Source organism: Enterococcus sp. AZ040 (assembly GCF_050499185.1).
GTDB classification, from domain to species: domain Bacteria; phylum Bacillota; class Bacilli; order Lactobacillales; family Enterococcaceae; genus Enterococcus_D; species Enterococcus_D entomosocium.
In genome coordinates, this window is sequence record NZ_JBMHEW010000001.1 from 2367796 (window position 1) to 2391445 (window position 23650).

Sequence of the window (23650 nt, forward strand, 5' to 3'; positions counted from 1 at the left end):
ATCAAAGGATCGATACGTTTTTTGCTCTAGGCGTTTCCTTGACGTTTTTGAACGGCAATAATAATCAGCTTTGTGATTTCCATCAAAACAACTGCCACAGCAGCCATTGCGATACATAGACCGACATGTCCTAAAGTGAAGGTTGCTGGAATCGCAAAGACTTCACGGATGCCAGGAATCAAGGTAATGCTGTATAGTCCACCACAAACGACGATCGCCAACCACACCATTTTATTGGCAAAAAGGCCAGCTTGCCAAGCAGTCTCGGTATTTGAGCGTGCTGGCAATGTTTGCAATGTCCGGCTCCAGATAAGTGTTGAGAAGGCCATCGCTACACCTAACTCAGGTGATTGGCTCATCCCTAACCATTGTGCCAAAATCACGACAGCGGCAATCAAAATACCGCGATACGTTACTGAGATCAAAGTTTTTCCAGTGAAGATACCTGCATTTGGATCTCTAGGCTGACGTTGCATGATGGTTGGTTCGGCTTTTTCCATTCCCAGAGCAATTGCTGGTAATGAGTCGTTGACTAAGTTGATAAAGAGTAGCTGCAAGGCAGTAAATGGATTGTCCCAACCCATCACTAAGGCAAAGACGATCGCAATGATCGCACCTAAGTTTCCAGCAAACAAATACGAAATGGCTTTTTTGATGTTGTCAAAGACGTTTCGGCCAACTTCTACGGCACGAATGATCGAGGCAAAGTTATCATCCGTCAAGACCATCGCCGCTGCATCTTTGGCAACGTCCGTTCCGGTTCCCATTGCGATCCCGATATCCGCTTGTTTCAAGGCGGGTGCATCATTGACTCCATCTCCGGTCATGGCAGAGATCTTGCCTTTGTCTTGCCAAGCCCGCACGATACGGATTTTGTTTTCCGGCGAAACACGAGCATAAACCGTGATTTTGTCTAATTGATCCGCTAGTTCGGTTTCAGAAAGAGCATCCAATTCCGTACCAGTCAAAGCTAAGTCGCCCTCGGCTGAAATACCGATCTCTTGTGCGATCGCCACGGCTGTCGTTTTGTGGTCCCCTGTGATCATCACTGTTTTGATACCAGCAGATTTAGCATCCGCTACGGCTTGTTTGACTTCTTTACGAGGAGGATCGATCATCGCCATCAAACCAACCAAAATCAACTCGTTTTCATCCTCAAGTGTCAATTCTCGTGATTGGGCATCAGTCAATGGACGGTAAGCAAACGCCAAGACCCGTAATGCCCGTTTTGAGAATTCTTCGTTTTGATGCTGCAATTTATTTCTAATTTCATCTGTTAAAGGCACGACTTGATCATCGATCAAGACTTTGGTACTGCGGCCAAAGACGATGTCTGGACCACCTTTGGTCAACAACAAATGTTCGCCATCGATCTCATGTAAGGTGGACATCAATTTACGATCAGAATCGAAAGGCAATTCTTGCAAACGAGGAAACTGTTGACGAATCGCCCGATATGGCTGATTTAGTTTCTCACTGTAATCCAGAAAAGCAATTTCAGTAGGGTCTCCTAGCTTCGCCCCATCTTCACTGATGGCAGCATCATTTGCCAAGACACTGATCTCTACTAAGCGTTTTTCAGGCAATGTCCAGGTAGTTGGCTCATCGGGGAACGTGCCCGTTTGCCCATTTGGTAAATAGTAGTCAACAACGGTCATTTTGTTTTGGGTCAAGGTCCCTGTCTTATCTGTACAAACGATACTCGTTGAACCCAATGTTTCAACCGCTGGTAGTTTTCGAATGATGGCATGACGCTTCGCCATTTGTTTTGTTCCGATCGAAAGGACGATCGTCACGATCGATTGCAATGCTTCTGGAATCGCTGCAACGGCTACGGCTACCGCAAACATAAAGGCGTTGACTAAGTCTTCCGTCATATCACCTGTTCCGTCACCTAAGAACAACCGTGCTACTTGAACCCCTAAAATAATCAATGAAAGGACCAAGATCGCCAAGCTCAGTTTTTTACTGAAGCTGTCCAGTCCTCGTTGCAATGGTGTTTTGTGTTCAACTGTACTTTCCAATAAGCCAGCCACTTGACCGATTTCCGTCACATTACCAGTCGCGGTTACGATAAACCGACCACGTCCATAAGTGACGATCGTTCCACTGAAGACCATGTTGTCACGGTCGCCGATCGGTGCGGTACGATCGATCACACCTAATTCTTTTTCCGCTGGCGTTGATTCCCCAGTCAGCATTCCTTCATCGACCTTCAAAGAACCCTCTTCGATCAATCGACCATCTGCTGGTACATAGTCCCCAGCTTCTAAAATAACGATATCGCCGACAACCAATTCTTTCGCCAGCACACTTTGTTCTTTGCCATCCCGAATGACGTTAGCATCTGGTGCTGACAAGCTTTTCAAAGCGTCTAACGATCCTTCGGCTTTTTTCGTTTGTATCACACTGACGACGGAATTCAACAAGAGTACTGCGAAGATAACGATGGACTCAACGTGTGCACCCATAACCATTTGGATGATTGCCACAATCAACAAGACGATCACCATCGCATCTTTGAAGGTATCTAAGAATAAGGCAAAGCTTGATTTCTTAGGTGCTTCCTTCAGCTGGTTCAGGCCATTTTCTAACCGCTTGGCTGCCTCTTGCTGCGTCAACCCCTCTGGACTGCTCTGGACCTCTGCCATAATTTCCGAGATTTCTTTTTGATACATTTCTTTCGCCAATTTTTTTGCCCCTTTTAATTTTATTTTCCTTAGGCACTCTGCTAGAAAAAAAGAGACCTAAGACAAGTATACGCTTGTCTTAGGTCTCACCATTTCAAATAATACCAGAAAGCTGTCGCCAGCTTACTTACTGTTGATATTATCGCAGCTTGCGCCACCGGTTACTCCCCTAAGGAATAATAATAAGAATGTATCATTATCATAACGGAAACTGTTGTTCTTGGCAACTATAAAACATCAATTTGAAAATTTTTTGAAAACATTCTTTTTGTTCCCATTCCTTTTTTTCTGTTACACTAAAGAAGAAAGAAATTTGTACGTTACAGGAGGAAAAACGATGGATCTTTTTGATACTTTTACCCGCCACAGCTCTGTCAGAGATTTTCAACCCCGGCCACTATCAAAGGAACTCAAGCAAAAATTAGTGACGGTTGCCCAAAGTGGTTCCAGTTCGAACTTTGTTCAAGCTTATTCGATCATTGAGGTCAGTGATCCTGAAAAACTGGCTGCCATCGAAAAAATTGCCGGTGCCCCAAATTACATCACTCGAACGGGGGTCTTCTATCTTTTTGTCGCCGACTTACATAAGCATCAGCAGCTGCTGACCCAAGCAGGGGTGCCGGATACCCACTTAACCACGATGGAACCGTTTATTGTGTCTGTCGTTGATACGACGATCGCTGCCCAAAATATGGTAGCATATGCTGAAGCACAAGACTTAGGAATTTGCTACATCGGCGGCATCCGCAATGATTTGCCTCGTATCGCAGAACTTGTCGGCTTACCAAAATTGACGTTTCCGTTATTCGGCTTGACGATCGGTTATCCGCAACATAGAAATGAGCCGAAAGTCCGCTTGCCTCAAGAAGCGATCGTAAGTGTCGATCAGTATCAACCGCTGACGCAGGAGCAAACAGCCCAGTACAACCAAACGACGGAAGCCTATTATGCACAGCGCAGCAGCAATCAACAGCAAACCAATTGGCAAACGAAAATGACGGAATTTTTCCGTGAACCGCGACGTCCAGATGTCGCTGCCTTTATGAAGCAACAAGGCTTCTCAGACCACTTCGGCGAATGAGGACACTAATCACCACGGGAAAATAAAAAACGATCTTTGGCAAGGAATCTTGTCAGGATCGTTTTTTTGCTTGGTGTAAAAAATCAGGTTCAGGCGGCTCTTGTATCTTTGTCGCGCTAATTAACGTGCGGCTTCTTGTGCGGTTTCGTTGACGGCAACTGCCTGCTCACATTTTTCCATTAATTCTACGAATGCTTTATCTAACACGGCTGCATTTTCGGAGGTTCGCTGACTGATTTGCGTCATAGGTTGCGCCGCAAGATCCAGCAAATAGGTAGGGATTGCTTCTTTTTCAGAAAAAGTGCCCTTGATCAGTGGCTGGTAGACAGACTCGCCACAAGGTCCAGTTTTGATAAAGGCTAGTTCGAACTGCGCCTTCCCTGACAAGCGCAACCGATAGAACCCTTCATTGGTCAGCAGTTTTTCATCGGTAAAGCGTGCCTGTAATCGTGCAAAGCGTTCATAATCCATGGTATCTGCTCCTTTTTGATTCCTTCTTTCCTCTAGTGTAGCAAATTTCTTGTTAGCAAAACATCTTTTTCATAGAGAACGCACCCCCTTTTTCCTCGTCTGGCGATTTTCCACTTTACAAACGGAACAAACGTTCGTATAATTCAAGTGAGGTGAATGCGTATGCCAGCTGCAAAAATCGCTTATGCAAAACAAGAAACCTATGCATTTGAAAAACACTATTATGAATTGGTAAACTTTCCCACACCAGTGGCGCTTTTGTTTGATGAATTCGCATTGACGATGGAGCGCAATCAAAAATCATATATTGCGATCCCCGCGCGCTATTCCGTCTTAAAGGTTCCGCTCGTCTTTGTTTTTCGACTAGAGACTAAGGATGCGCCTGTTTATTATTATGAGCACGTACTTGCTGAAAATAAGATCATTCGCCGCTACAACCCCGAGCGTAACTATTTGCCCGGCGGAAGATAGACCAATGGTTCCCCCCCCCCCGATTACTGTACCAAGCGGCTGCTCTCTCCTCATGAAAATCACTGAGCAGCAGTTCGAATGTTTGTCATCAAAACAAAACCCCTCTATACTAAAAAGAAAGGGGTTTTTCACAATGACGAAAAAACCGCCGCAAACGTCTGAAGAAAAAGAAGCCGCTTCTAACAATATGGGATTGGGGATCGGTGTCGGAATGGCCTTAGGTGCTGCATTTGGGATGCTGTTTTTTGACAACCTGGCTTTAGGCATGGGTTTAGGCATCGCACTAGGTGTAGCGATCGGTGCCGGTATGGATCAAAAAAGCAACAAAGACAAGAAATAGCTGAAGCAAAGAGCTGTGTTTATCTGTCACAGCTTGCTGCCCAGTAAATACCCAAAAAGCCTAGGTTCTGCACTTGTTGTACAGGACCTAGGCTTTTTTGCTACTTCGAGCAATATTCTCGAAAACAGTTGCTTCACAGTTGGTTACAGCAGATTTCTTTTCGCCATTTCCGCGCGATACAGTTCATAGACCGCATCACTTTGCTTTGCATGGCTGCGGTAAAAGAGCCCATAAGAGAAAATCGCTTGGAAATTGCTTCCTTGATTTGCTCGTGCTACAGCGTGGTACAAATTCGCCAATTGCTGATCAGACATCTTCCCGCTTTTGATTCGTTTGGCAACTGCTTTTTGGGAAAGGGTAAATAAAACCGTCGTAAATATTTGATAAACCACCCAAATCGCCAGAATAACCAAAATAAATTTCACCAAATCAGGCATCACTTTTCAACTCCTTACAAAAAGTAAATCATTCGGATGATTTGATGTCAATAATAAAATAACCCAACGAAAATAAAATATTTATTTTCTAAAGTAATAAAATAACAGTACGACAATGATTAAAACAATCAGTCGTACTGCTATTCCTTTATTGCCTCTATTCATCTAAGTATCAATAAATCGACTCCGCTAAAAAAGAATAGACGGTATCAATATCTCTTTATTTCGCCAAACGGTAGATAGCATCTGCATAGATCACCGCTGCGTTGAATAGGTCATCCAAGCTCATGAATTCATTGGCTTGGTGCATGGTATCAACATAGCCTGGGAACATTGCGCCATAGGCAACGCCGCGTTTCAATAGACGGCCGTATGTGCCGCCGCCGATGATTTGTTCAAAGCCTTTTTCGCCGGTATGTTCTTCATAAACCGCCAATAAAGTTTCTACCAATGGATCATCTGCTGGCACGTAGTGAGGTTCCATGTTGCGGTCATTTCGAGTAACGGTGGCCCCTTCCATACCGACGGTGCGTTCCACACCGATTTCAAGTCCTTCCGCAGTTACCCCTTTAGGATAACGGAAGTTCAATGCGATAAAGTTGTCTGCTTGCGTTCCTGCTTGGTTCGCTTTAAAAGCAAACAAGCCAGCATTCATAGTCAATTTACCCATTTTTTCGTCTTCGTACGCCACACCTAATTTTTCACCGTAGAAATCTTCATGGACATAGGCTGCTGCTGCATGGATGAATTGTTTTGCGCCGCCGCCAAAGGCATAGTTATCTAAGAAGACTGCTAAGAAAGTCCCCGCATTGATTCCTGATTGTGGGCTGGCACCATGAGCACCTTTACCGACTAATTCGATCGTCACTTGTTCATTTTCTGTTTCAATCGTGCCCGTCACTGGATTGGCTTCGACGTAATCGAAAAAGGCTTTTTCGATCGCTAATGCTTCTTCTGTTGATGGAGCAATGAAGCTTGCCGTTGCCGTTCCTGGTACCATATTTTCCCGCAAGCCAGCAGTAAAGCTTTGTAGCGTGAAGTCTCCTTCATTGTTGCCTTGGAAATGGATCCCTAATGTCACATTCCCTTTTTCCCCATTGATGATTGGGAAATTGGCATCTGGCGAGAAGCCAAAATCAGGCTTTTCTTCATGCTCAAAGTAGTAATCCATATCTGCCCAGCCGCTTTCTTCATCAGAACCAACGACAAAACGGATTTTTTTCGATAATGGCAAGCCCAATTCTTTAATGATTTTCATCCCATAATAGGCGGCCATTGAAGGACCTTTATCATCAGAAGAACCACGAGCATAGATTTTGTTGTCATTGATGACTGGATCATAAGGATCGGTTGACCAGCCGTCACCTGCAGGAACAACATCCATGTGACCGAAGATCCCTAATGTTTCGTCTCCTTCACCAAATTCGATGTGACCAGCGTAATTATCGACGTTTTTGACTGTGAAGCCATCACGTTCACCATAAGCTAGCATGTGTAGCAACGCATCACGAGGTCCAGGACCAAATGGCGCGTCCGCAGTCACTTTATCATCTTCTCTTTCACTTTTCACTTTCAATAGATCAATCAAGTCGTTCAGCAAATCGTCTTTGCGGGCTTCGACCTCTTTTTTCCAATCGATTGTCATAGTGTTCCCTCCATTTCTGTTCTCGCTATTTATGATAACACTCTTAAACCAAAAAAGGAAAAAAAATTGCGCCTTTTTCCACGGGTCTTTTCTATGAAATTTCTAGGAAACAGGTATAATAAATATAACTCGATTTTGATTAACGAAAGGAGTCATTGCATGGTGCAACTTGATTCTGCGATTTTATCCAAAGTGATCCAACAGCGCCCGACAAAAAGCCACAAAGGTACCTTTGGCCGGGCCGTTTTAGTAGGGGGCAACCGCCAATTCGGTGGGGCGATCTTAATGGCGGCGCAAGCCTGTGTATATGGGGGAACTGGTTTGACCACTGTGATCTCCGATGGCGTCAATCGAACCGCCCTGCACGCCCGCTTGCCTGAAGCGATGTTTGTCGATTGGCAGCAAACAGAACTGATCGATACGGTCACCGAATCGGCGGACGTCCTACTGATTGGTCCCGGATTAGGAGAAGGAAAAAGCAATTTTGATCTGCTGCAGCGGATCGTTTCTGCCCAAAAAGAACACCAATGGTTGGTGATCGATGGTTCGGCGATCAATTTGGCTGCCAAATATCCGCTGATCATCCCCTTTCCTGAACAAGTCGTCTTCACGCCGCATCAGATGGAATGGCAACGGCTCAGCGGACTGGCAATTGCCGACCAGACCGAAGAAAACAATCAGCAAGCCCAACAAAAACTCGGAAGTCTGGTGGTCTTAAAAAGCCATCGCACGCAAATTTACGGTAGCAGCATCGCCCAAAATCCCCTCGGAACACCCGCAATGGCGACTGGTGGGATGGGTGATACGCTGGCAGGCATGATTACCAGCTTTTTGGCACAGTTTGAAAAAACAGAGGAAACGATCCACGCGGCTGTCTATCTCCATAGCCTGATTGGCGAAGCATTGGCAGAAGAGCACTATGTCGTGTTGCCGACACAAATCAGTGCCGCATTGCCTCAATGGATGAAAAAGCACCAAGCAGCCGATCCAGAATGATTTCTGATAAACCATTCATCAAAAAAACGTCCCTTTCTGCATTTGTCGAAAGGGACGTTTTTTCCAATGGTCAGCTAATTGTTAAAATAAACCACTCGCACTTCATACGGCGCCAAGGTTGCTGTTTGAGGGACTGCTTGATTGGTCTCTAAATCAACGACTTCTTTGATCAAGTGTAGTGTCTGCTCTTTCTCAGAAAAATTCATGATGAAAAAGTACGTTCGTTCTGGACTGATCCTGCCTTGGATCGAGACTGCAGGATTGGCATGCGCGATCCTTTCCTCTGCCAAGGACAGCTCACGGACCAAAGAGGCATAAAACTGTTCGAAAAAGTCATAGTTGGTGCGAGCCGCCAGATAGTAGGCGGTGCCTGCACCAAAGGTATGTTTGGTGATCGCAGGTGTTCCTTGGTAAAAATCCGTTTGATACACCCCTAGTACCTCCGCTGTTTCGGCTTCGATGATTGCAGAATAGTCCCGTGTTTCAAAGGGCTGTCCTTGAAAAACCACTTGATTGTGTTCAGTGTCAAAAAGAGTTTCCAGCTCCAGCACGTTGATGCCTAATAACCCTCGCAACGGCTGTGGCAAGCCCCCCAGATACAACAGGTCGGTTTCATTGACCATGCCGCTAAAGTAACTGGAAATCAAGGTACCACCAGCTTCCGTGTACTGGCAAAGTTTTGCCATCGTCTCCGAGGTCATCAAGTAAAGCATCGGAGCGATCACCAACCGATAGTCAGAAAAATCTTGCTCTGGCGTCAAAATATCGACAGCGATGTCTTGTTCCCAGAAATAACGATAATGCTCCTGCAACGTTTGCGGATACCGTCTGGTTGGTCGACCAAACCCGCCGCCTCGCTTCAATGCCCAGTTGCTTTCCCAGTCAAAAAGGATCGCCACTGCTTTTTTTCTTGTGGTTCCTTGAATCTCTTTGATTTTTTCCAAGCGCTTGCCGTAAGCCGCAACTTCTTTGAAGACCCTATTCTCCGTGGAATCATCATGTCCCACGACTGCCCCATGGAATTTTTCTGAATTGCCGCGGGATTGGCGCCATTGAAAATACAAGGTACTATCTGAGCCGTGAGCGATCTGCTGCATGGCACTCAACTGATGGACACCAGGCTTTTTCGCTTTATTGAAGGAATGCCAGTTAACAAAACTCGGCGTGCATTCCATCACTAAAAAGGGCTGTTTCTTCAAAGACCAGTACTGGTCATGCACATAGGCAGATTTCATTGCTGTCGCTGCCAAAGATTCAAAGTTGTTGTTCCAATCAGGGTAACTATCCCAGCTAACGATGTCCACATGACGAGCAAACTTGCTGTAGTCAATGCCTTCCAAAGGAATAAAGTCTTGGGTAGCATGTCCTTCCGCCATAAAATTCGTCGTCACAGGAATGTCCGGTGTCAGCTGACGGATCGGCGCACATTCATGCAAATAAAAATCGATCGTCCTATCTGTGACAAATCGTTTCCAATCAAGATCCATGCCATGCACTTTGTGTTCCCCTAAAGGTGAAGGCGGTAAAACCTGCGACCAATCAGAGTACGTACCGCCCCAAAAAGAAGTCCACCAGGCATGATTCAACGTGGCTAAATCACCATATTTTTTTTGCAGCCAGCTGCGCCAGTTTTCCTGACAATAGGAGCAAAAGCATTCCCCAGAGTACTCATTGGAGATATGCCACATGGCTAATGCCGGATGCTTGCCGTAACGTTTTGCCAACTGTTGATTGATTTGCGTCACCTTTTCCCGATAGATCGGTGAAGAGTAACAGTGATTGTGGCGAAACCCATGGGTATGTTTTTGTCCTTGGGCGTTGGTCCGATTGACTTCGGGATACTTTTGGCTCAACCATTGAGGACGCCCACCGCTAGGAGTGGCCAAAATGACTTTGCCGCCGATGTCATGGATCTGATCAAACACACGATCCAACCAGTCAAACTGATAAACGCCTTCTTGCGGCTCTAAGGCACTCCAAGCAAACACCCCTAATGTGACGGTGTTGACATGGGCTTGCTGCATATAAGCAAGATCCTTTTGCAAGATTTCTGGATAAGCCAGCCATTGATCGGGGTTGTAATCCCCGCCATGCATAAACTGCTGATCAAACAATTGATTGCTCATCATTCTGCTCCTTTTTTGGCTTGTAAATGGTATACAAATGATTGAAAATCGCCAGTGACTTGCGCCGTTCCATGGTTGACGGCATTAAACTGATAAGGTTTACGCAACCCTAATTGTCTTAACAGCTGACCAGAGACGGGTTCGCCATTGACCTGGTACACCTGTTGGCCATCGAGAAAGGCTGCGGGCAAAAAGTCTTCCGCCGTCGGATTGGCTTGTGCCAACACGCGAAAGAAAGCAACCAATGCTTCTTCGTTTTGCGGATCATACACCGCCCAAGTTTTTTCATTGGCATGTTCCAACTGCTGCAGCTGATAAAAAGTACCAAAGGTCAGCAATTGCCGCTGCTTTTTATAAAAAACGATTTGGGATTTGATCGCCTGCTTTTCAGCTTCAGACAAGTGAAAGAGATCGAGTTCATACCCCAATGGCCCAAACATTGCGACGGTTTGCCGAAAGGCTAAAGAAGTTGCCCGGCCGACTTGGTGGTTTGGTACCGCCGACACGTGATTGCTGAAGGAGGACAACGGATACCCTAGCAACGTTCCGCTTTGGATGGCTAAACGTTCCACTGCATCACTATCATCACTAGGCCAAATCTGCGGACTGTAAAACAAGATCCCCAAATCGTATCTGCCCCCGCCGCCAGCACAGCCTTCAAGCAAAAGGGTCGGAAACGCCGCTAAGATTTTTTCATATAAGCGATAAAGGCCTAAAATATAACGATGATAAAACTCCGTCTGAGAAATTCCCTGTTCCGCTAAGTAAGGAGAGTAAGCTTCCGTGATATTGCGGTTCATATCCCATTTGATGTAATCCAGCTTGGTTTCAAGGATCACTTTTTGCATCGCTTCGAAAATTGCCTCGACCACTGCTGGATTGGCAAAATCCAACACGTATTGCCCGCGCCCCACAGAGATCCGCTCATAAGGATGCTTGACTACCCACTCAGGATGCTCTTGGTACAACTGACTATCTGGCGAAACCATTTCCGGTTCAAACCAGATCCCCAGCTGCAGCTGCATGGCATGAATTTTCTCAGCAAAAGAGCCGATTCCTTTTGGAAATTTGGCAGGGTCCGCCACCCAATCGCCTAATGAACTGCGGTCGTTGTTACGTTTTCCAAACCAACCATCATCCAGCACAAAGCACTCCATCCCTAACGCCTTGCTTTCTTGGGCTAAGGTCAACAGCTTCTCTTCATTAAAATCAAAATAAGTCGCTTCCCAGTTATTAAAGACGATCGGCCGCTGCCGCTTTTGCCAATAAGGGGCAATCACATGCTTTTCGATAAATTGGGCGGATTCTTGACTCAAACCATTCAGGCCAGCAGCGGTGAAGGTGAAGAGACATTCCGGCGCTTCAAAGGTTTCTCCTTGTGAAAGCTGCCAGCTGAAATGTTCAGGATGTATCCCCAACATCAATCGAACGTTGTCCCATTCATCCATTTCTGCTTGCGCCAAAAAGTTACCAGAATAAATCAGGTTGGCACCGTAGACGTGACCAGTGTCATTGGTGGCTTGCTGTTCTTTTAAGGCGACAAAAGGATTGTGCTGATGACCAGACGCTCCTTTTAACGAGCCAACACTGATCGTCCCTTGGGTCAAAGGGACCGTCTTGATATGCCGTTCTTTCAGCCATGCGCCTGAAAGATGCAGCAGTTCAAAATCGCGATTTTTCAGCTCCAAGACACCACTCAAAAAGCGCTGGATGGTTCTAGGCTTGCTTCCCGTATTGGTCAGTGTCTGCTGCCTCGTGATGGTTCCTGATCCTTTGAAGATCGTATAGGTGATCGCCATTTCCAGCTGTCGCTCTTGATCTACTAATTCAAAGACGATGCTTTGGCTTTCATCGGCAGCCGCGAAGCTGGCTGGTTGCGCCAGCTTTCGTTCTTTGCCCTCAAAACAGTGAAAAGCCACAAGTTTAAAATCAACATAAAGTGGGGTTTCTTCCTCAAAAACCGACACTACCCCTTCTCGAAAATCAGAAGTCCCATACGTTGGCAATTCTTGAAAACGGTCTGCCAAGGTAAAAAGATTGTCTGCTTCAAAAAATTTGACGGTTCCTGCCGATTTATTCTCTTTTTTCTCAAGGTACGCTTGATCAAACGGCGCCAGTGTGCCTAGAGATGGCCCAAAATAGACATGACCCAGTTGCTGATTTGGTAACACATTTATGATATAACTGATTTTTTCATTGTATAAGTGAAAGAGTTGTTCGTTCTTTATTTCTATCATTGCTATCCTCAATTTTCCCCATTTTTTTCATTTGTCCCTGCTCGTTGACAAGCTGCTTCAAGATAACGCAAGCGTTTTTTGACACCACGATTGAAAAAGAATTTGTAAAACAGCGCCGCCAACATAAAGCTGTAGGTTGTTTTCTGCTGCTCAAAACGGCTTTGTTCCGAATACGTGACTTGCAGCTTCCCTTTTCGTCCTGGAGCAAAACTATACCGTTGATCGATCACTCCTTCTTCATGGGTCGTACGAAGCCACAGCTCATCAGCGGCAATTTTTTTGACCGTCATAACGGCTGGTACCATCCGCGGAGCGGTTTTGGTTTGAATCATCGTTTCAATACGGCAACCTTCCCCGAACGGTTCTTGGGCTTGTTTGGCTAGAAAGAATTTCTCTTGTTCCGCCAATAACACACGGGAAAAGTCCGTAGGTGTGGTATTCATTTGATAACTGCAAGACAATGTATCGGTTCTCATCACAAATTCCTTTCTAAAGGATGCGCTTATTGCATTCCTTTACGTTTCTGGGCTTATCTTTCTTCTACCCTTTGATTGATCGTCTCAGATGCCGCTTGTTCATTTAATGCCGCTTCCGCTTTTTCTTCTCTCAAGTACCCACGATCCATTACGATCAAGAATGGCACCCAGATCAAGGTCATTACGGCAACCGTCACTAACTGTAAGATTGCGCCGGCAACAGAACCCGTGCCTAACCAACCAGATAAGAAGACCGGGGTCGTCCAAACAACCGTTGCTCCGATTGGCCGCGGAACCAAACCTGCGGCAATCGCAAAGTAAGAGATCGTCGTACTGGCTAATGGCGCTAAGATCCATGGGACAAAAGCGATTGGGTTCAAGACGATCGGCAAACCAAAGGTCATCGGTTCAGATACGTTGAAAACAGATGGAGCGATCACTGTCTTCATTAATTTTTTCATCCGAATCGAACGAGCGATAAAGAAGGCCATTGTAATCGAGATCCCCAACTGCATTCCTTGATTGACGAACACGCCCATAAACGTAGTGTTAATGATATGAGGCAGTTGTTCAGCCCCTGCTTTGTAGGCTTCATAGTTTTCGATCGCTAACGCATTCATGATTGGATCGATCACCGCATTGACCACCAAGGTACCGTGAATCCCAAACCACCAGAAGAATTGGGTGAACAAGACGGCGATCAGTACTGCTGGCAACGTACCGCCCAAGCCCATCAATGGTTTTTGCAGAATTTCATAAACGAAATCAACGGCATTGCCCCATGAAGTAAAGGTGAACAAGTAGCGGATCAAATTGAAAAGGAACAACGGTGCCGCCCCAGGAATGATGGCGACAAATGATTCTGCGATCATTGGCGGAACCGAATCTGGCATTTTGATCGTCAGCCCAGCCGCACTGATTTTGCAATAGATCTGCGTAGCGATAATGGCCGTGATGATTCCGACAAACATTCCCTCAGCCCCTAATTTCGACAAGGGGATCACTGTACCTAACTCTTCGGATGAGCCAAAAGGCAGCAGCATCAAAAACGAAGACAGTGAGATGGCACCCGCAAATAATTTGGCTTGTCCATATTTGCCAGCCAACTGATAGCCGATCCCAAAAACAACGAAAATAGCGGTGATACTCATGGTCGCATTTCCGATAGGACCAAAAAAGTCGTTTAGAAACGTGATGAATCCCTCTGGAAGTTTTTCCGAGAGTCCGAAAGTAGCAGGCAGATTTTGAATAATAATCATAATTGACGCAAACATTGTCGCAGGAAAAGCGACCATAAACCCATCACGCAGACTTAACAAGTATTTGTTGTTGGCAATGATCTGAGCAAAAGGCACCATCTTTTCGGCTAATTTATCAATAAACTTCATTTCGTTTTCTCCTTTATTTTTAACTGTAAACGTTTACTACAATCAGTATAGTTGTTTAGTTAATGTTTACACAACCCCTAAAATAAAAAAGATCAGACGTCACTGATCTTTTTCGGCAATCGATTCTCTAATGATCAATTCACTGCCACAAACGACGCGAACCGGCATCGTCCGCACCCCTAGGATTTTATTTTTCGCTAATTCGACACTCATCTGCCCCATCTCTTCGGCTTTCATCTTGACGGAGGACAGTGCGGGCGTCATAAATTGCGCCATTTCGATATCATCAAAACTAACGACTGACACATCTTTAGGAATCGATAGCCCCGCTTCAGCGAGTGCCTTGTAAACCCCGACTGCCATAGGATCGCTGGCAACGACGATCGCTGTGGGGCGAGGATTCATTTGCGCAATCTGCTGACCAAAATGCAAACCGGTCTCCGGTGACCACTTCCCCTGAAGCACGGTTGTGAACTTTTCCAATTTGTTGAGCAGCATCCATTGGCGGTAGTTTTCTGCTCGAATCTCTTGTTCATCGTAAACGACTTCGCCAGAAATCGTGACTCGGCTGGCAACACCACCCACAAAGGCGATATGCTCATGACCCTTCTCTTTTAACATCGTGAGGATCTGGTGGGTCTTTTGGGCAAAATCGGTTTGGATGCAATCGTAGCTGGGTGCTTCACTATAATTATCCACCAGGATAATATTGGCATTTTGCTGACTGATCTCTGCCAAAGCATCGCTGGTCATCTCTCCAATAATAATGACTGCGCCATACTTCGCCAATTGTGCCAAATCTTTTTGAGGCTCCCGCATGGAAAAGGCCCGAATCGTTTTTAAGCGCCACTTCGCCGCTTCCTTTTCGATCCCATTGCGGATCATCATAAAATACGGATCGTTTCTTTCCGACTCTCGATCGTGGCGGGTAATAATGGCAATCGTGTTTTGGTCGCCGACTTCACGGGAATGGGGTTGATTTTTTTCTTTTGAATAATTCATTTGGTTGGCGATCTCAATGACTCGTTGACGCGTGTGTTCATTGATACTGAAGGTTTCATCATTGTTAAGGATTCTAGAAACACTTGCTACCGACACCCCGGCTAATTTCGCGATATCTCTCATACTTGCCATAGCTGCACCTCATCTGTTTACTGTTTACTAAATTTACATTCAGCATAGGCATAATTTTTGGCCCTGTCAACCTTCTTTTCACAAAAAAACCGAAACTCCTTAGCTTTTCACTAAGGAAGTTTCGGGATACCCATTTGTTTTCTATTTGAGCGCTTGGTCACAGAGCACGACATTGACTAAATACAAGGTGCTGATTCCTAAGACCAATAAGTAGACTGGACCAAACAGCAAAAAGGTCAAGACAAGCGTCACTGTTGCTAAAAGATGCGCCAGTACTCGTTTGGGTGAACGAGCAAACTGATAAAAACTATAAAACAATGAGCTGGGCTGCTGCGGATAGGTGTGAAGCAGCCTCGTTTGATAAAGTAAGACCAAGCAAAACAAGCCAAAGGTGAACGCTAACGCGTAACTAGCGATCTGAAACAGCGGGTGCTGCAAACGGCTAAAGATAAAGCTGTCCGCCAAAAGCAGCAGGAAGAATAGACTGAGCAAACGGTCTTGCCCTTTTCTTGTTGTCCACTGTTGATGAAATGCCTGCTGAAAACGAGCTTTGCTGCTTGCCTCCAAGCCATCGTTCCGCAGTTCCGTCAACGTCTCGATCAATGCTCGACTAGCGGTGGTACTGGTGATCAAAGGCAAGGAAAACAACAGCCACATGCCTTGTAAAACCAGTAAATGCGGAAGCCAGTTGATGCCAGTCAACAGCGCTTGGTTCAAGCGTTGCGGGGTAACTTTTGTTCTCATCCTTTGGAACCTCCCGTCAGATCCATTCCTTCAATAAAGTAGCGTTGTGCGAGGAAGAACAGCAAGATCGTCGGCAATAACACAAGCGTTGCTCCTGCCATCAAGTAGTTCCACTGGGTCGTTGATTGGTTTTGGAAGACTTGCAAGCCAATCTGCAGCGTGTACTTTTCTTGGTTTTGAATATACAGTAACGGCCCTAAGAAATCATTCCACGCCCCATTGAAGGAGTTGATGGCGATGGTGATCAGTGCGGGTTTCGTCAATGGGATCATTAGATGGCTCCAAATATAAAGATGATTGGCGCCATCGATCTTAGCGGCTTCGATCAATTCATTGTTGACGGACAAGTAAAACTGCCGCATCAAGAAAATGTTAAAGGCGTTGCCGAAAAACGCTGGAACGATCAGCGGCAGATAGGTGCCGACCCAGCCGATTTTGGAAAACAAAACATACTGCGGGATCATCGTCACAAAGCCAGGAATCATCATGGTAGACAAGACGAGGGCAAAGATCAGATTTTTTCCTGGAAAGGCTAATTTTGCAAAACCATAAGCAATGAAGGAATTTGATAAGATATTCCCGAAGACCACTAAGACAGTAATGAATAACGTATTTTTTGCATACTGCCAAAAAGGAAAGGCGTTGATGGTCTCCAAATAATTGCCAAGATTGATTTCTTCTGGGAAAAAGGTCGGCGGGTAACGCACGATCTCCTCCATCGGTTTCAATGACGTAAAGACCATCCACAGCAACGGAATCAGCAGCACGATCCCGATGATCGACATCACCACATAGCTGATGATTTTCTTGACTCGCTGTTGGCTTGATTTGCTTCGCGTTTTTGTCGTCATTTCCATTAGCTGCCACCTCCGGTATAGTGAACCCAGCGTGGTGCCAGCTTGAGATTGATAAAGGTCAAGACTAAGACGATCAAGAACAAGATCATCGACATTGCCATCGCATAACCCATATCAAAGGCAACAAATGCTTTGTTCCACATATGCAAATTATAGAATAGCAACGAATTCGCCGGACCGCCGGTACCATTTTTGGTCATCACGTATGCTTCTTGGAAAATTTGAAAAGAACCGATCGTTGAAGTAATCACATCATAGAAGATGATCGGCGTGATCAAAGGAATCGTAATATTTTTGAATTTCGCCCAAACCCCCGCTCCATCGATCTCAGCCGATTCGTACAGCGTCGGCGAAATATTTTGCAAGGTAGCTAGATACAAGAGCATCGCGCCCCCTGAACTCCAAATCTTCATCAAAATCAACGCTGGTTTCGTCCATTCTGGATCAAACAGCCATGCCGGACCTTTGATATTGAACCAGCTCAAGAAGGTATTGATCAATCCTGCGGAAGGAGATAATAATTGCATCCATAAGACGTAGACGGCAACCCCTGAAAGGATCGCTGGTAAGTAAAAGGTCGTTCGGAAAAAACTGATTCCGCGGATTTTTTGATTCAGTAAAGTGGCTAGAAAAACACTGAATAACGTTGTTAAGGGAACATTGAAGAGTACAAAATACGCCGTGTTATAAAGAGATTTCCAAAACAGGGTATCTTGCGTGAACATGCGGGTAAAGTTCTTAAAGCCGATAAAATTCATTTTTGAAGTCAGATTGTAATCGGTAAAGCTTCCTACGAAGGAAAACAGCATGGGCCCTAACATAAACACCACGAACCCAAGCAAAAATGGTGCTACGAAGAAGTAGCCCCAAAGAGCTTCTTGCCGTTTACTTTTTGAACGCTTCTTTGGCATTCCTTCCACTCCATTCTATTTTTACTCATTGTTTGTTCAAGAAAACATGTCCGCTTCGCAAAGCAGAAAGCAAAGCCCAGTCCGCTAACCGACTGGACTTTCCTTCTTTTTTAAAAACGCTCGTTTTGAGGTTTATTTGTTTTGCTCAACAAGATCTTCCACCGCTTTTTGCGCATCTGCCAACCCTTCAGCCGGTGTTTTGCTGCCCAGCATGATTTGGTCGATCTGTTCATTGACAAGACTGCTGAAATCAGGCGCTGTCAATGGTACAGGTGTGATCACCGTATTGGCAAAGTTTTCATCTGCCATTTGGTAGATCATTTGGCCGTTTTCATCTAGATTGTCGTTGTTGACCAAGTTTTCGTTGGCTGTTCGATTCGCCATGATATCAAAGCTTTTCTCACCAAATTTCTCTTGAACTTCTGGTGTCGACAAGTATTTGATAAACTCATAGGACGCTTCAGGATCTTTGGCTCCGTATGGCACTTCTAAGACGAACCCGCCACCCCATGACCAGTGACCAGAACCACTTTCTTTTTCAGGAATTTGAATGACCCCAAATTCAAAGTCATCCGGTGCATTTTCCGCTAAACTTGAGTAGTAGTTGATGTTTTGCGCACGCATCGCCACTAATCCAGAAATGAATGGATCGGCAACACCTGAACCAAATTCAGCTTCTAACCGATTGATGGTATCTTGACCATAATACTCTTGCCAGTCTAAGATCCATTCCAACGCTTCCACTTTGTTGTCTGTATCGATTTTGACGTTCTCATCCTTGTCAAACCAGCTGACGCCATCGTCGGCATTCAAGGCCCACACATCGGCGCCTAAATTCCACAATGGGTAAAAACCGATCCGCTCAAAGTCATCACCGTTTTTGACATCTAATTTACGAGCAACTGTTTCTAACTCCTCCCACGTTTGGGGCAGTTGCTCTTCACTGATACCTGCCTCTTTAAAGAGTGTCTTGTTGTAGAAAATCACTTGCGTATCTGTATTGAAAGGAACAGCATACGCATCCCCTTCATACTCCACCGTATCCCATAATTGCGGATAAAATTCATCAGAAAAGCCTTCTTCGATATACTCGCTTAAATTTGTTGCTTGCTGCGCTTCTGCCCGCTGAGCAACAGAATTAATATCTTGTACAATAACATCAGGCGGATTACCAGCAGTGATCGACGACAGTGATTTTGTCCAAATATCGCCCCAAGGCTGGTAGCTGTATTTGACCTCGATTTTATCTTGTGACGCATTAAAATCATCAATAATTTCTTCAATTACTTCTTGTCTTGCACCAGACCCCCAGAAGGACCAAAAATCCAACGTCGTTTTGCCATCTGCTGACTCATTCCCCGAGGAATCAGCGGTTTCGCTATTGCCACATCCTGCCGCCAGTACACCAACTGAAAAAAGCAAAGTCCCCATATAAAATAACTTTCTCATTTAACCTAACCTACTTTCATTTATTTTTAATGTACTATTTAAAAGCTATCACTACTTCTTCTTTTCAGCAAACAAAAAGCATCGTTATTCGAATAAAAAAATAACATTTTTACCGTTTCACGATAAGAAGAGCGTTTTCTTTGAAAATTTAAAAAAAGTGGGGCATCATAGAAATAGCACCTATTTTTCAACCTCTCGTTAGATCATTTGAAAAACGATGTTTATAGAAAGGGAGTAACCACATGCTAGTCATTGTCGATATGCAAAACCAAATTCTCGATGAAGAGAACGAAGCGTATGTGCCAGATAGCGCCGCTCTCGTCAAACGAATCGCCAAGCGCCTAGAACAAGCGCGGGCGAATGGGGAGTACATCTTACACACCCGCGACATCCCAATCGAAGTCAAAGGAACGCCTGATGAAGAAGCCGCTGCCCTGCAGCTTATCCCAGAACTTAAGCCTCTCGAAAATGAAAAAGTCGTCAAGAAATACTATTACAGTATTCCACCTGAAGTCTTGATCGACATCAAGAAAAATCTATTTGAACCCGAGGAAAAAAAGAAAATCGAAATCACCGGTGTTGAAACCAACATCTGTGTCCTTTCCAATACGATCGAGATCCAAAGCGCCTTTCCTGACGCTGATTTCACCATCAATAAAACATTAGTCGCCGGTAAAAATCACGAGTCGCAAGGACTCGACATCTTACGAGACTTCAATGTCCAAATCATTGATGGGACAAAATAAACCAATGACCAATAAATAACGAAAGCTCCCTGTTCAAGGAACAGGGAGCTTTTTCAATTTAATTATTCATTCAATTCATTGAGCCATCTAATAGCTCGGTCGGAATTTCAATCCGAACCTCATTTTCAGTCTGACAGTTTGGACATACGAAGGTTCCTTCAATGGCTTCCTTCACTTCCCCGTAAGTATAATGAATAGCGATTTCATCTTCTGCCAATTCATTCGTTTCCAACGGTGGTACCATGGTTAATTGCCCCTCGCTGTCTTCTTGTAAATGAACGACCAGCTTCCCATCAAAGTTTTCATTGCAATTGGTGCAAGAAGCTTTTCCTCGAATCGTTAGATCCATGATCATCCCTCCTCATTTCTTGTCACTGGTTGATGCAGGTTCCAATAGATACTCGTAACACATGCATGCTTCACTTTAATAGTGTCACGCTTTCACTTTTTTAGCAAATCATCTGTTTTTCTTTTTTTAAACCATTGATGAAGAAAAATCCTAATCAACCGTTTTGAGCGTTTTCGTTGTCAAATCGTTAAAATCCTTGCAGAATTAACTTATCTGTTACTGAAAAGTAAAAACATGTTGTTGGAAAAATTAGTGATTGTCCGAACTTATCTGAACAAACAAGGAGGAAAAATGATGCAAGCAGTAACCTGGCAAGGAAATCAAAAAATGGACGTTCGCCGTGTAGAAGATCCAACGATTTTAGAACCGACGGATGCGATCATCCGAATCACCGCAACTGCAATCTGCGGCTCTGATCTCCACCTTTACCACCATGGCGGCTCGGTTTTGGAAGAAGGCTATGTCGTTGGTCACGAACCAATGGGTATTGTCGAAGAAGTCGGCAGTCAAGTACAGAAACTAAAAAAAGGCGACCGCGTCGTCATCCCTTTCAATATCGGTTGCGGCCATTGCCACTTTTGTCAAAATGAGATGGAAAGTCAATGCGACAATTCTTCAGAAGATACATTGTATGGCGGCTTATTCGGTTTTGGAAAAATGAACGGCAACCACTGGGGCGGTCAAGCCGAATTCTTGCGCGTACCGTTCGCAGATTTCACCTCGTTTATCGTACCTGAATCAACGATCCCTGATGAAAAAGTATTGTTTTTATCTGACATCTTACCTACAGCATTTTGGAGCGTCCAAAATGCCGGCGTCAAAAAAGATGATACCGTGATCGTCTTAGGCTCAGGACCAGTTGGCTTGTTTGCGCAAAAATTTGCTGTGATGGCAGGCGCTAAGCGGGTGATTGCCGTGGACCCTGTTGCTCATCGCTTAGAAAAAGCCAGCAGCTACAATCAAGTCGAAACATTCCAATTGGATGATCTGGCTACTAGTGCCGATGAATTGTATGAACTGACCAAAGGTGGCGCTGATGTGATCATCGACTGTGTTGGGATGGATGGTTTAGAACCCGTAAAAGAAAAAGCCAAAAATCTAGTCAGCTTGCAAAGTGGAACAATCTCACCGATCCAGATGGCCGCCAAGGCAGTCAAAAAATTTGGTACCGTCCAAATCACTGGCGTTTACATGACACCTGCTTCTTCTTATCCATTGCAAGAATTCTTTATGCGCAACATTGATGTCAAACACGGGCAAGCACCTGTGATCCATTTGATGCCAAAAATTTATGATATGATCGCGGACGGTTTGTTTGACCCGTCACAGATCATCACCCACACGATGCCTTTAGCAGATGCTGCCAAAGCGTATGAGATTTTTGACAAAAAAGAAGACAAGAACATCAAAGTTGTCTTGAAACCTTAGCACAAACAAAGGAGCAGTGATGGCACCTATGCCAAAAATCAAACGGAGTGAACATCAATTCGATCCGGGAAAAGAAGAAGATGTGATCATCAAGGCAAGTCGCTTTCGCATCTACTTTCAAAATCGCTACATGTTGATCTCACTTACGAATGATATTTTGACGGGCTTGTTTTATATTTTCGGGAGTATCGTTTCATTAACTAGCTTGCCTGCGATTTACGGAACGATCGCCTATTTGATCGGCGGTGTCTTTTTGACCATTCGTCCGCTGATTAAAATCGTTCGCCATGTCTATATCTATAATGATCGCAATCAAGAAGGTGAGAAAGAAAAAGATGTCACCATCACCGACGATGAACGTTGATGGGGCGACAACTAGAGAGGAGTTTCCTATGTTAAAAACATTTGATGGGATCGCACTGACACTATTGATCATCGGTGGGATCAATTGGCTGCTGGTCGGCGCCTTCGAGTTTGACCTTGTCGCAGCGATCACCGGCGGCAGCACGTCAATCATTGCCCGCGTCATTTATATTCTAGTTGGGATCAGTGCATTGTATAGCCTGAAATTCTTTCCAGCTATCGCCCGCCAACAAACCCTCGACTAATTGAAAATAAAACCTGCATCTGCGGTGTCCTGACCCCAAAAAAGTTAGATTTTTGGTCTAACTTTTTGAGGTCGCATCTGTGGATGTAGTTTTTTTGTCTACAATCATTGAAAAAAAACACCAGTTGTACTACTCTTGTATTTAACCTACTATTTTCGAAAATATAAAAAGGACGTGACTCATGACCCCACCTACTAGACCCTCGCTGATACGTCGGATACTCGGTCGGATGCTTTTGCTATTGATTTTCTTATTTATTCTAGGTATTATTGGCGGAATTATTGTTTTAAATAACCTCACCATCGCGGAAAACTGGTTTGGTCTGAATGAATACCAAGTCGTTGAAACCAGGCATCAGATCATTCGTTTGTTCCCCTACTTTTGGGTAGCAGGGATCCTGCTGGTCTTTTTGATCGGTCTGATCATCGGCCTCAAAAAACACAAAAAATCGCCATTTTACTGGTTATTCTCATTGCTCTTGCTACCAGCGATTCTCTTTTGTATTGGCGTAGTTTCCACCTTTTTACCTGTAGACCGCCAACTCTTTCGAGAAGAAACCAGTGCCAAAGAAATTATGGCGGCGCTGCCAAATCAATCTTCATTCAAGGACAAAGAGCTGCAACTGGTCAGCTATAGTTTTCACATCCGCAATGTCCCGCTAAAAAGCGGCATTTATGCAGTTGCGCGAGTGATCAATCCAAACACAGGCCTACAAGACGAGTATTGGTATTACCCAGAAAATCTGTTGACCAAATGGAAAAAAGACGACGATACGATCGAGCTTTCGATGGAAGATACCATTGCCTTTGATGCCATCGACTGGGGCGTCATTCCCAAGATCATCAAGGATTCTGAGGCGCGAGCAGCTCAGCTAGATCACTATGTTCCTGGCGTCAGCATCGTCATTTTAAACGGCTTCCAAGGTGAATGGACTTGGACCGTTGGTTTAAATGGGATTCGTAATCGAACCGAGATCAATTATGTCTATGATCTCAAAGGAAATTATCAATCCGAATGGCAATAAAACAAGCGGCACCTATCCCTGTGAATAGGTGCCACTTTTGCT

The 23650-nt window shown here is 44.8% G+C and carries 23 protein-coding genes; 9 read left to right on the forward strand and 14 right to left on the reverse strand.

All coding sequences use genetic code 11. From position 1 onward, the window contains the following. Positions 1 to 26: 26 nt before the first annotated feature. Positions 27 to 2678 (reverse strand): cation-translocating P-type ATPase, encoded by a 2652-nt coding sequence (locus IGK63_RS10870; RefSeq protein WP_016613591.1) that lies wholly within the window; start codon positions 2676 to 2678, stop codon positions 27 to 29. A 349-nt stretch (positions 2679 to 3027) separates the two neighbouring features. On the opposite strand from IGK63_RS10870, the gene IGK63_RS10875 reads away from it, so the two are divergent. After that, the gene (locus tag IGK63_RS10875; RefSeq protein WP_034872315.1) at positions 3028 to 3771 is read left to right on the forward strand and encodes an NADPH-dependent oxidoreductase; all 744 of its coding nucleotides are present in this window, start codon (positions 3028 to 3030) and stop codon (positions 3769 to 3771) included. 120 nt (positions 3772 to 3891) lie between these two features. On the opposite strand, the gene IGK63_RS10880 is transcribed toward IGK63_RS10875, so the two are convergent. After that, positions 3892 to 4242 (reverse strand): hypothetical protein, encoded by a 351-nt coding sequence (locus IGK63_RS10880; RefSeq protein WP_008378982.1) that lies wholly within the window; start codon positions 4240 to 4242, stop codon positions 3892 to 3894. A gap of 162 nt (positions 4243 to 4404) precedes the next feature. Between IGK63_RS10880 and IGK63_RS10885 the strand changes: the two genes are divergently transcribed. Both IGK63_RS10885 and IGK63_RS10890 read left to right on the forward strand, forming a co-directional pair. Next, entirely contained in the window at positions 4405 to 4713 is a 309-nt protein-coding gene (locus IGK63_RS10885) for a DUF5960 family protein (protein WP_008378984.1), read from the forward strand. 133 nt (positions 4714 to 4846) lie between these two features. Beyond that, entirely contained in the window at positions 4847 to 5053 is a 207-nt protein-coding gene (locus tag IGK63_RS10890) for a hypothetical protein (protein ID WP_008378986.1), read from the forward strand. Positions 5054 to 5196: 143 nt separating this feature from the next. Here the strand turns inward: IGK63_RS10890 and IGK63_RS10895 are convergent, their stop codons facing one another. Together IGK63_RS10895 and pepV are read right to left on the reverse strand one after the other, a co-directional pair. Continuing rightward, entirely contained in the window at positions 5197 to 5490 is a 294-nt protein-coding gene (locus IGK63_RS10895) for a hypothetical protein (protein ID WP_016613595.1), read from the reverse strand. A gap of 220 nt (positions 5491 to 5710) precedes the next feature. Continuing rightward, a complete protein-coding gene (pepV, locus tag IGK63_RS10900; protein ID WP_008378990.1) occupies positions 5711 to 7135 on the reverse strand; it encodes a dipeptidase PepV in 1425 nt (474 codons plus the stop codon). Between the two features lie 159 nt (positions 7136 to 7294). On the opposite strand from pepV, the gene IGK63_RS10905 reads away from it, so the two are divergent. After that, complete coding sequence (locus IGK63_RS10905) at positions 7295 to 8131, forward strand: NAD(P)H-hydrate dehydratase (RefSeq protein ID WP_034872317.1); 837 nt, start codon at positions 7295 to 7297, stop codon at positions 8129 to 8131. A 74-nt stretch (positions 8132 to 8205) separates the two neighbouring features. Here the strand turns inward: IGK63_RS10905 and IGK63_RS10910 are convergent, their stop codons facing one another. The 9 genes from IGK63_RS10910 to IGK63_RS10950 all read right to left on the reverse strand — a co-directional run bounded on the left by IGK63_RS10910 (position 8206) and on the right by IGK63_RS10950 (position 19453). Continuing rightward, positions 8206 to 10260, reverse strand: coding sequence for a beta-galactosidase (locus tag IGK63_RS10910; RefSeq protein WP_016613598.1), 2055 nt, complete (start codon positions 10258 to 10260; stop codon positions 8206 to 8208). Then, positions 10257 to 12494, reverse strand: coding sequence for an alpha-galactosidase (locus IGK63_RS10915; protein WP_016613599.1), 2238 nt, complete (start codon positions 12492 to 12494; stop codon positions 10257 to 10259). The genes IGK63_RS10910 and IGK63_RS10915 overlap by 4 nt, the downstream gene beginning before the upstream one ends. Before the next feature lie 8 nt (positions 12495 to 12502). Next, entirely contained in the window at positions 12503 to 12970 is a 468-nt protein-coding gene (locus tag IGK63_RS10920; RefSeq protein ID WP_034872321.1) for a hypothetical protein, read from the reverse strand. 53 nt (positions 12971 to 13023) lie between these two features. Next, positions 13024 to 14358, reverse strand: a complete 1335-nt coding sequence (locus IGK63_RS10925; RefSeq protein ID WP_429972499.1) for a PTS sugar transporter subunit IIC — start codon at positions 14356 to 14358, stop codon at positions 13024 to 13026. Between the two features lie 99 nt (positions 14359 to 14457). Beyond that, entirely contained in the window at positions 14458 to 15492 is a 1035-nt protein-coding gene (locus IGK63_RS10930; protein ID WP_016613602.1) for a LacI family DNA-binding transcriptional regulator, read from the reverse strand. 141 nt (positions 15493 to 15633) lie between these two features. Next, a complete protein-coding gene (locus tag IGK63_RS10935; RefSeq protein WP_016613603.1) occupies positions 15634 to 16236 on the reverse strand; it encodes a hypothetical protein in 603 nt (200 codons plus the stop codon). Further along, a complete protein-coding gene (locus tag IGK63_RS10940; protein ID WP_086373181.1) occupies positions 16233 to 17093 on the reverse strand; it encodes a carbohydrate ABC transporter permease in 861 nt (286 codons plus the stop codon). Before IGK63_RS10940 ends, IGK63_RS10935 begins: the two co-directional genes overlap by 4 nt. Beyond that, positions 17093 to 18004, reverse strand: a complete 912-nt coding sequence (locus IGK63_RS10945) for a carbohydrate ABC transporter permease (protein ID WP_005234717.1) — start codon at positions 18002 to 18004, stop codon at positions 17093 to 17095. Before IGK63_RS10945 ends, IGK63_RS10940 begins: the two co-directional genes overlap by 1 nt. 132 nt (positions 18005 to 18136) lie before the next feature. Further along, positions 18137 to 19453: an ABC transporter substrate-binding protein gene (locus IGK63_RS10950; RefSeq protein ID WP_008379010.1), complete on the reverse strand. Its 1317-nt coding sequence runs from the start codon at positions 19451 to 19453 to the stop codon at positions 18137 to 18139. A gap of 242 nt (positions 19454 to 19695) precedes the next feature. Here IGK63_RS10950 and IGK63_RS10955 point away from each other — a divergent pair, with 242 nt between their 5' ends. After that, the gene (locus tag IGK63_RS10955; protein ID WP_016613606.1) at positions 19696 to 20199 is read left to right on the forward strand and encodes an isochorismatase family cysteine hydrolase; all 504 of its coding nucleotides are present in this window, start codon (positions 19696 to 19698) and stop codon (positions 20197 to 20199) included. Between the two features lie 70 nt (positions 20200 to 20269). Here IGK63_RS10955 and IGK63_RS10960 read toward each other — a convergent pair whose 3' ends face one another. After that, positions 20270 to 20554 (reverse strand): hypothetical protein, encoded by a 285-nt coding sequence (locus IGK63_RS10960; protein ID WP_005234711.1) that lies wholly within the window; start codon positions 20552 to 20554, stop codon positions 20270 to 20272. Positions 20555 to 20842: 288 nt separating this feature from the next. Here IGK63_RS10960 and IGK63_RS10965 point away from each other — a divergent pair, with 288 nt between their 5' ends. From IGK63_RS10965 to IGK63_RS10980, 4 genes are all read left to right on the forward strand, one after another. Beyond that, positions 20843 to 21976, forward strand: a complete 1134-nt coding sequence (locus IGK63_RS10965; protein WP_034872378.1) for an alcohol dehydrogenase catalytic domain-containing protein — start codon at positions 20843 to 20845, stop codon at positions 21974 to 21976. A 19-nt stretch (positions 21977 to 21995) separates the two neighbouring features. Continuing rightward, positions 21996 to 22340, forward strand: a complete 345-nt coding sequence (locus tag IGK63_RS10970) for a YrhK family protein (RefSeq protein ID WP_005234707.1) — start codon at positions 21996 to 21998, stop codon at positions 22338 to 22340. A gap of 28 nt (positions 22341 to 22368) precedes the next feature. After that, complete coding sequence (locus tag IGK63_RS10975) at positions 22369 to 22584, forward strand: DUF378 domain-containing protein (RefSeq protein ID WP_008379021.1); 216 nt, start codon at positions 22369 to 22371, stop codon at positions 22582 to 22584. 181 nt (positions 22585 to 22765) lie between these two features. Next, positions 22766 to 23608: a hypothetical protein gene (locus IGK63_RS10980; RefSeq protein ID WP_008379024.1), complete on the forward strand. Its 843-nt coding sequence runs from the start codon at positions 22766 to 22768 to the stop codon at positions 23606 to 23608. Positions 23609 to 23650 lie beyond the last annotated feature (42 nt).

Bases quoted from the DNA above. Each gene is read 5' to 3' on its own strand.
- IGK63_RS10920 (WP_034872321.1), bottom strand. From the start codon at position 12,970: ATGAGAACCGATACATTGTCTTGCAGTTATCAAATGAATACCACACCT.
- IGK63_RS10905 (WP_034872317.1), top strand. From the start codon at position 7,295: ATGGTGCAACTTGATTCTGCGATTTTATCCAAAGTGATCCAACAGCGC.
- IGK63_RS10940 (WP_086373181.1), bottom strand. From the start codon at position 17,093: ATGGAAATGACGACAAAAACGCGAAGCAAATCAAGCCAACAGCGAGTC.
- IGK63_RS10870 (WP_016613591.1), bottom strand. From the start codon at position 2,678: ATGTATCAAAAAGAAATCTCGGAAATTATGGCAGAGGTCCAGAGCAGT.
- IGK63_RS10955 (WP_016613606.1), top strand. From the start codon at position 19,696: ATGCTAGTCATTGTCGATATGCAAAACCAAATTCTCGATGAAGAGAAC.
- IGK63_RS10895 (WP_016613595.1), bottom strand. From the start codon at position 5,490: ATGCCTGATTTGGTGAAATTTATTTTGGTTATTCTGGCGATTTGGGTG.
- IGK63_RS10885 (WP_008378984.1), top strand. From the start codon at position 4,405: ATGCCAGCTGCAAAAATCGCTTATGCAAAACAAGAAACCTATGCATTT.
- IGK63_RS10975 (WP_008379021.1), top strand. From the start codon at position 22,369: ATGTTAAAAACATTTGATGGGATCGCACTGACACTATTGATCATCGGT.
- IGK63_RS10880 (WP_008378982.1), bottom strand. From the start codon at position 4,242: ATGGATTATGAACGCTTTGCACGATTACAGGCACGCTTTACCGATGAA.
- IGK63_RS10935 (WP_016613603.1), bottom strand. From the start codon at position 16,236: ATGAGAACAAAAGTTACCCCGCAACGCTTGAACCAAGCGCTGTTGACT.
- IGK63_RS10950 (WP_008379010.1), bottom strand. From the start codon at position 19,453: ATGAGAAAGTTATTTTATATGGGGACTTTGCTTTTTTCAGTTGGTGTA.
- IGK63_RS10945 (WP_005234717.1), bottom strand. From the start codon at position 18,004: ATGCCAAAGAAGCGTTCAAAAAGTAAACGGCAAGAAGCTCTTTGGGGC.
- IGK63_RS10890 (WP_008378986.1), top strand. From the start codon at position 4,847: ATGACGAAAAAACCGCCGCAAACGTCTGAAGAAAAAGAAGCCGCTTCT.
- IGK63_RS10875 (WP_034872315.1), top strand. From the start codon at position 3,028: ATGGATCTTTTTGATACTTTTACCCGCCACAGCTCTGTCAGAGATTTT.
- IGK63_RS10960 (WP_005234711.1), bottom strand. From the start codon at position 20,554: ATGATCATGGATCTAACGATTCGAGGAAAAGCTTCTTGCACCAATTGC.
- IGK63_RS10970 (WP_005234707.1), top strand. From the start codon at position 21,996: ATGGCACCTATGCCAAAAATCAAACGGAGTGAACATCAATTCGATCCG.
- IGK63_RS10965 (WP_034872378.1), top strand. From the start codon at position 20,843: ATGCAAGCAGTAACCTGGCAAGGAAATCAAAAAATGGACGTTCGCCGT.
- IGK63_RS10910 (WP_016613598.1), bottom strand. From the start codon at position 10,260: ATGATGAGCAATCAATTGTTTGATCAGCAGTTTATGCATGGCGGGGAT.
- pepV (WP_008378990.1), bottom strand. From the start codon at position 7,135: ATGACAATCGATTGGAAAAAAGAGGTCGAAGCCCGCAAAGACGATTTG.
- IGK63_RS10915 (WP_016613599.1), bottom strand. From the start codon at position 12,494: ATGATAGAAATAAAGAACGAACAACTCTTTCACTTATACAATGAAAAA.
- IGK63_RS10980 (WP_008379024.1), top strand. From the start codon at position 22,766: ATGACCCCACCTACTAGACCCTCGCTGATACGTCGGATACTCGGTCGG.
- IGK63_RS10930 (WP_016613602.1), bottom strand. From the start codon at position 15,492: ATGGCAAGTATGAGAGATATCGCGAAATTAGCCGGGGTGTCGGTAGCA.
- IGK63_RS10925 (WP_429972499.1), bottom strand. From the start codon at position 14,358: ATGAAGTTTATTGATAAATTAGCCGAAAAGATGGTGCCTTTTGCTCAG.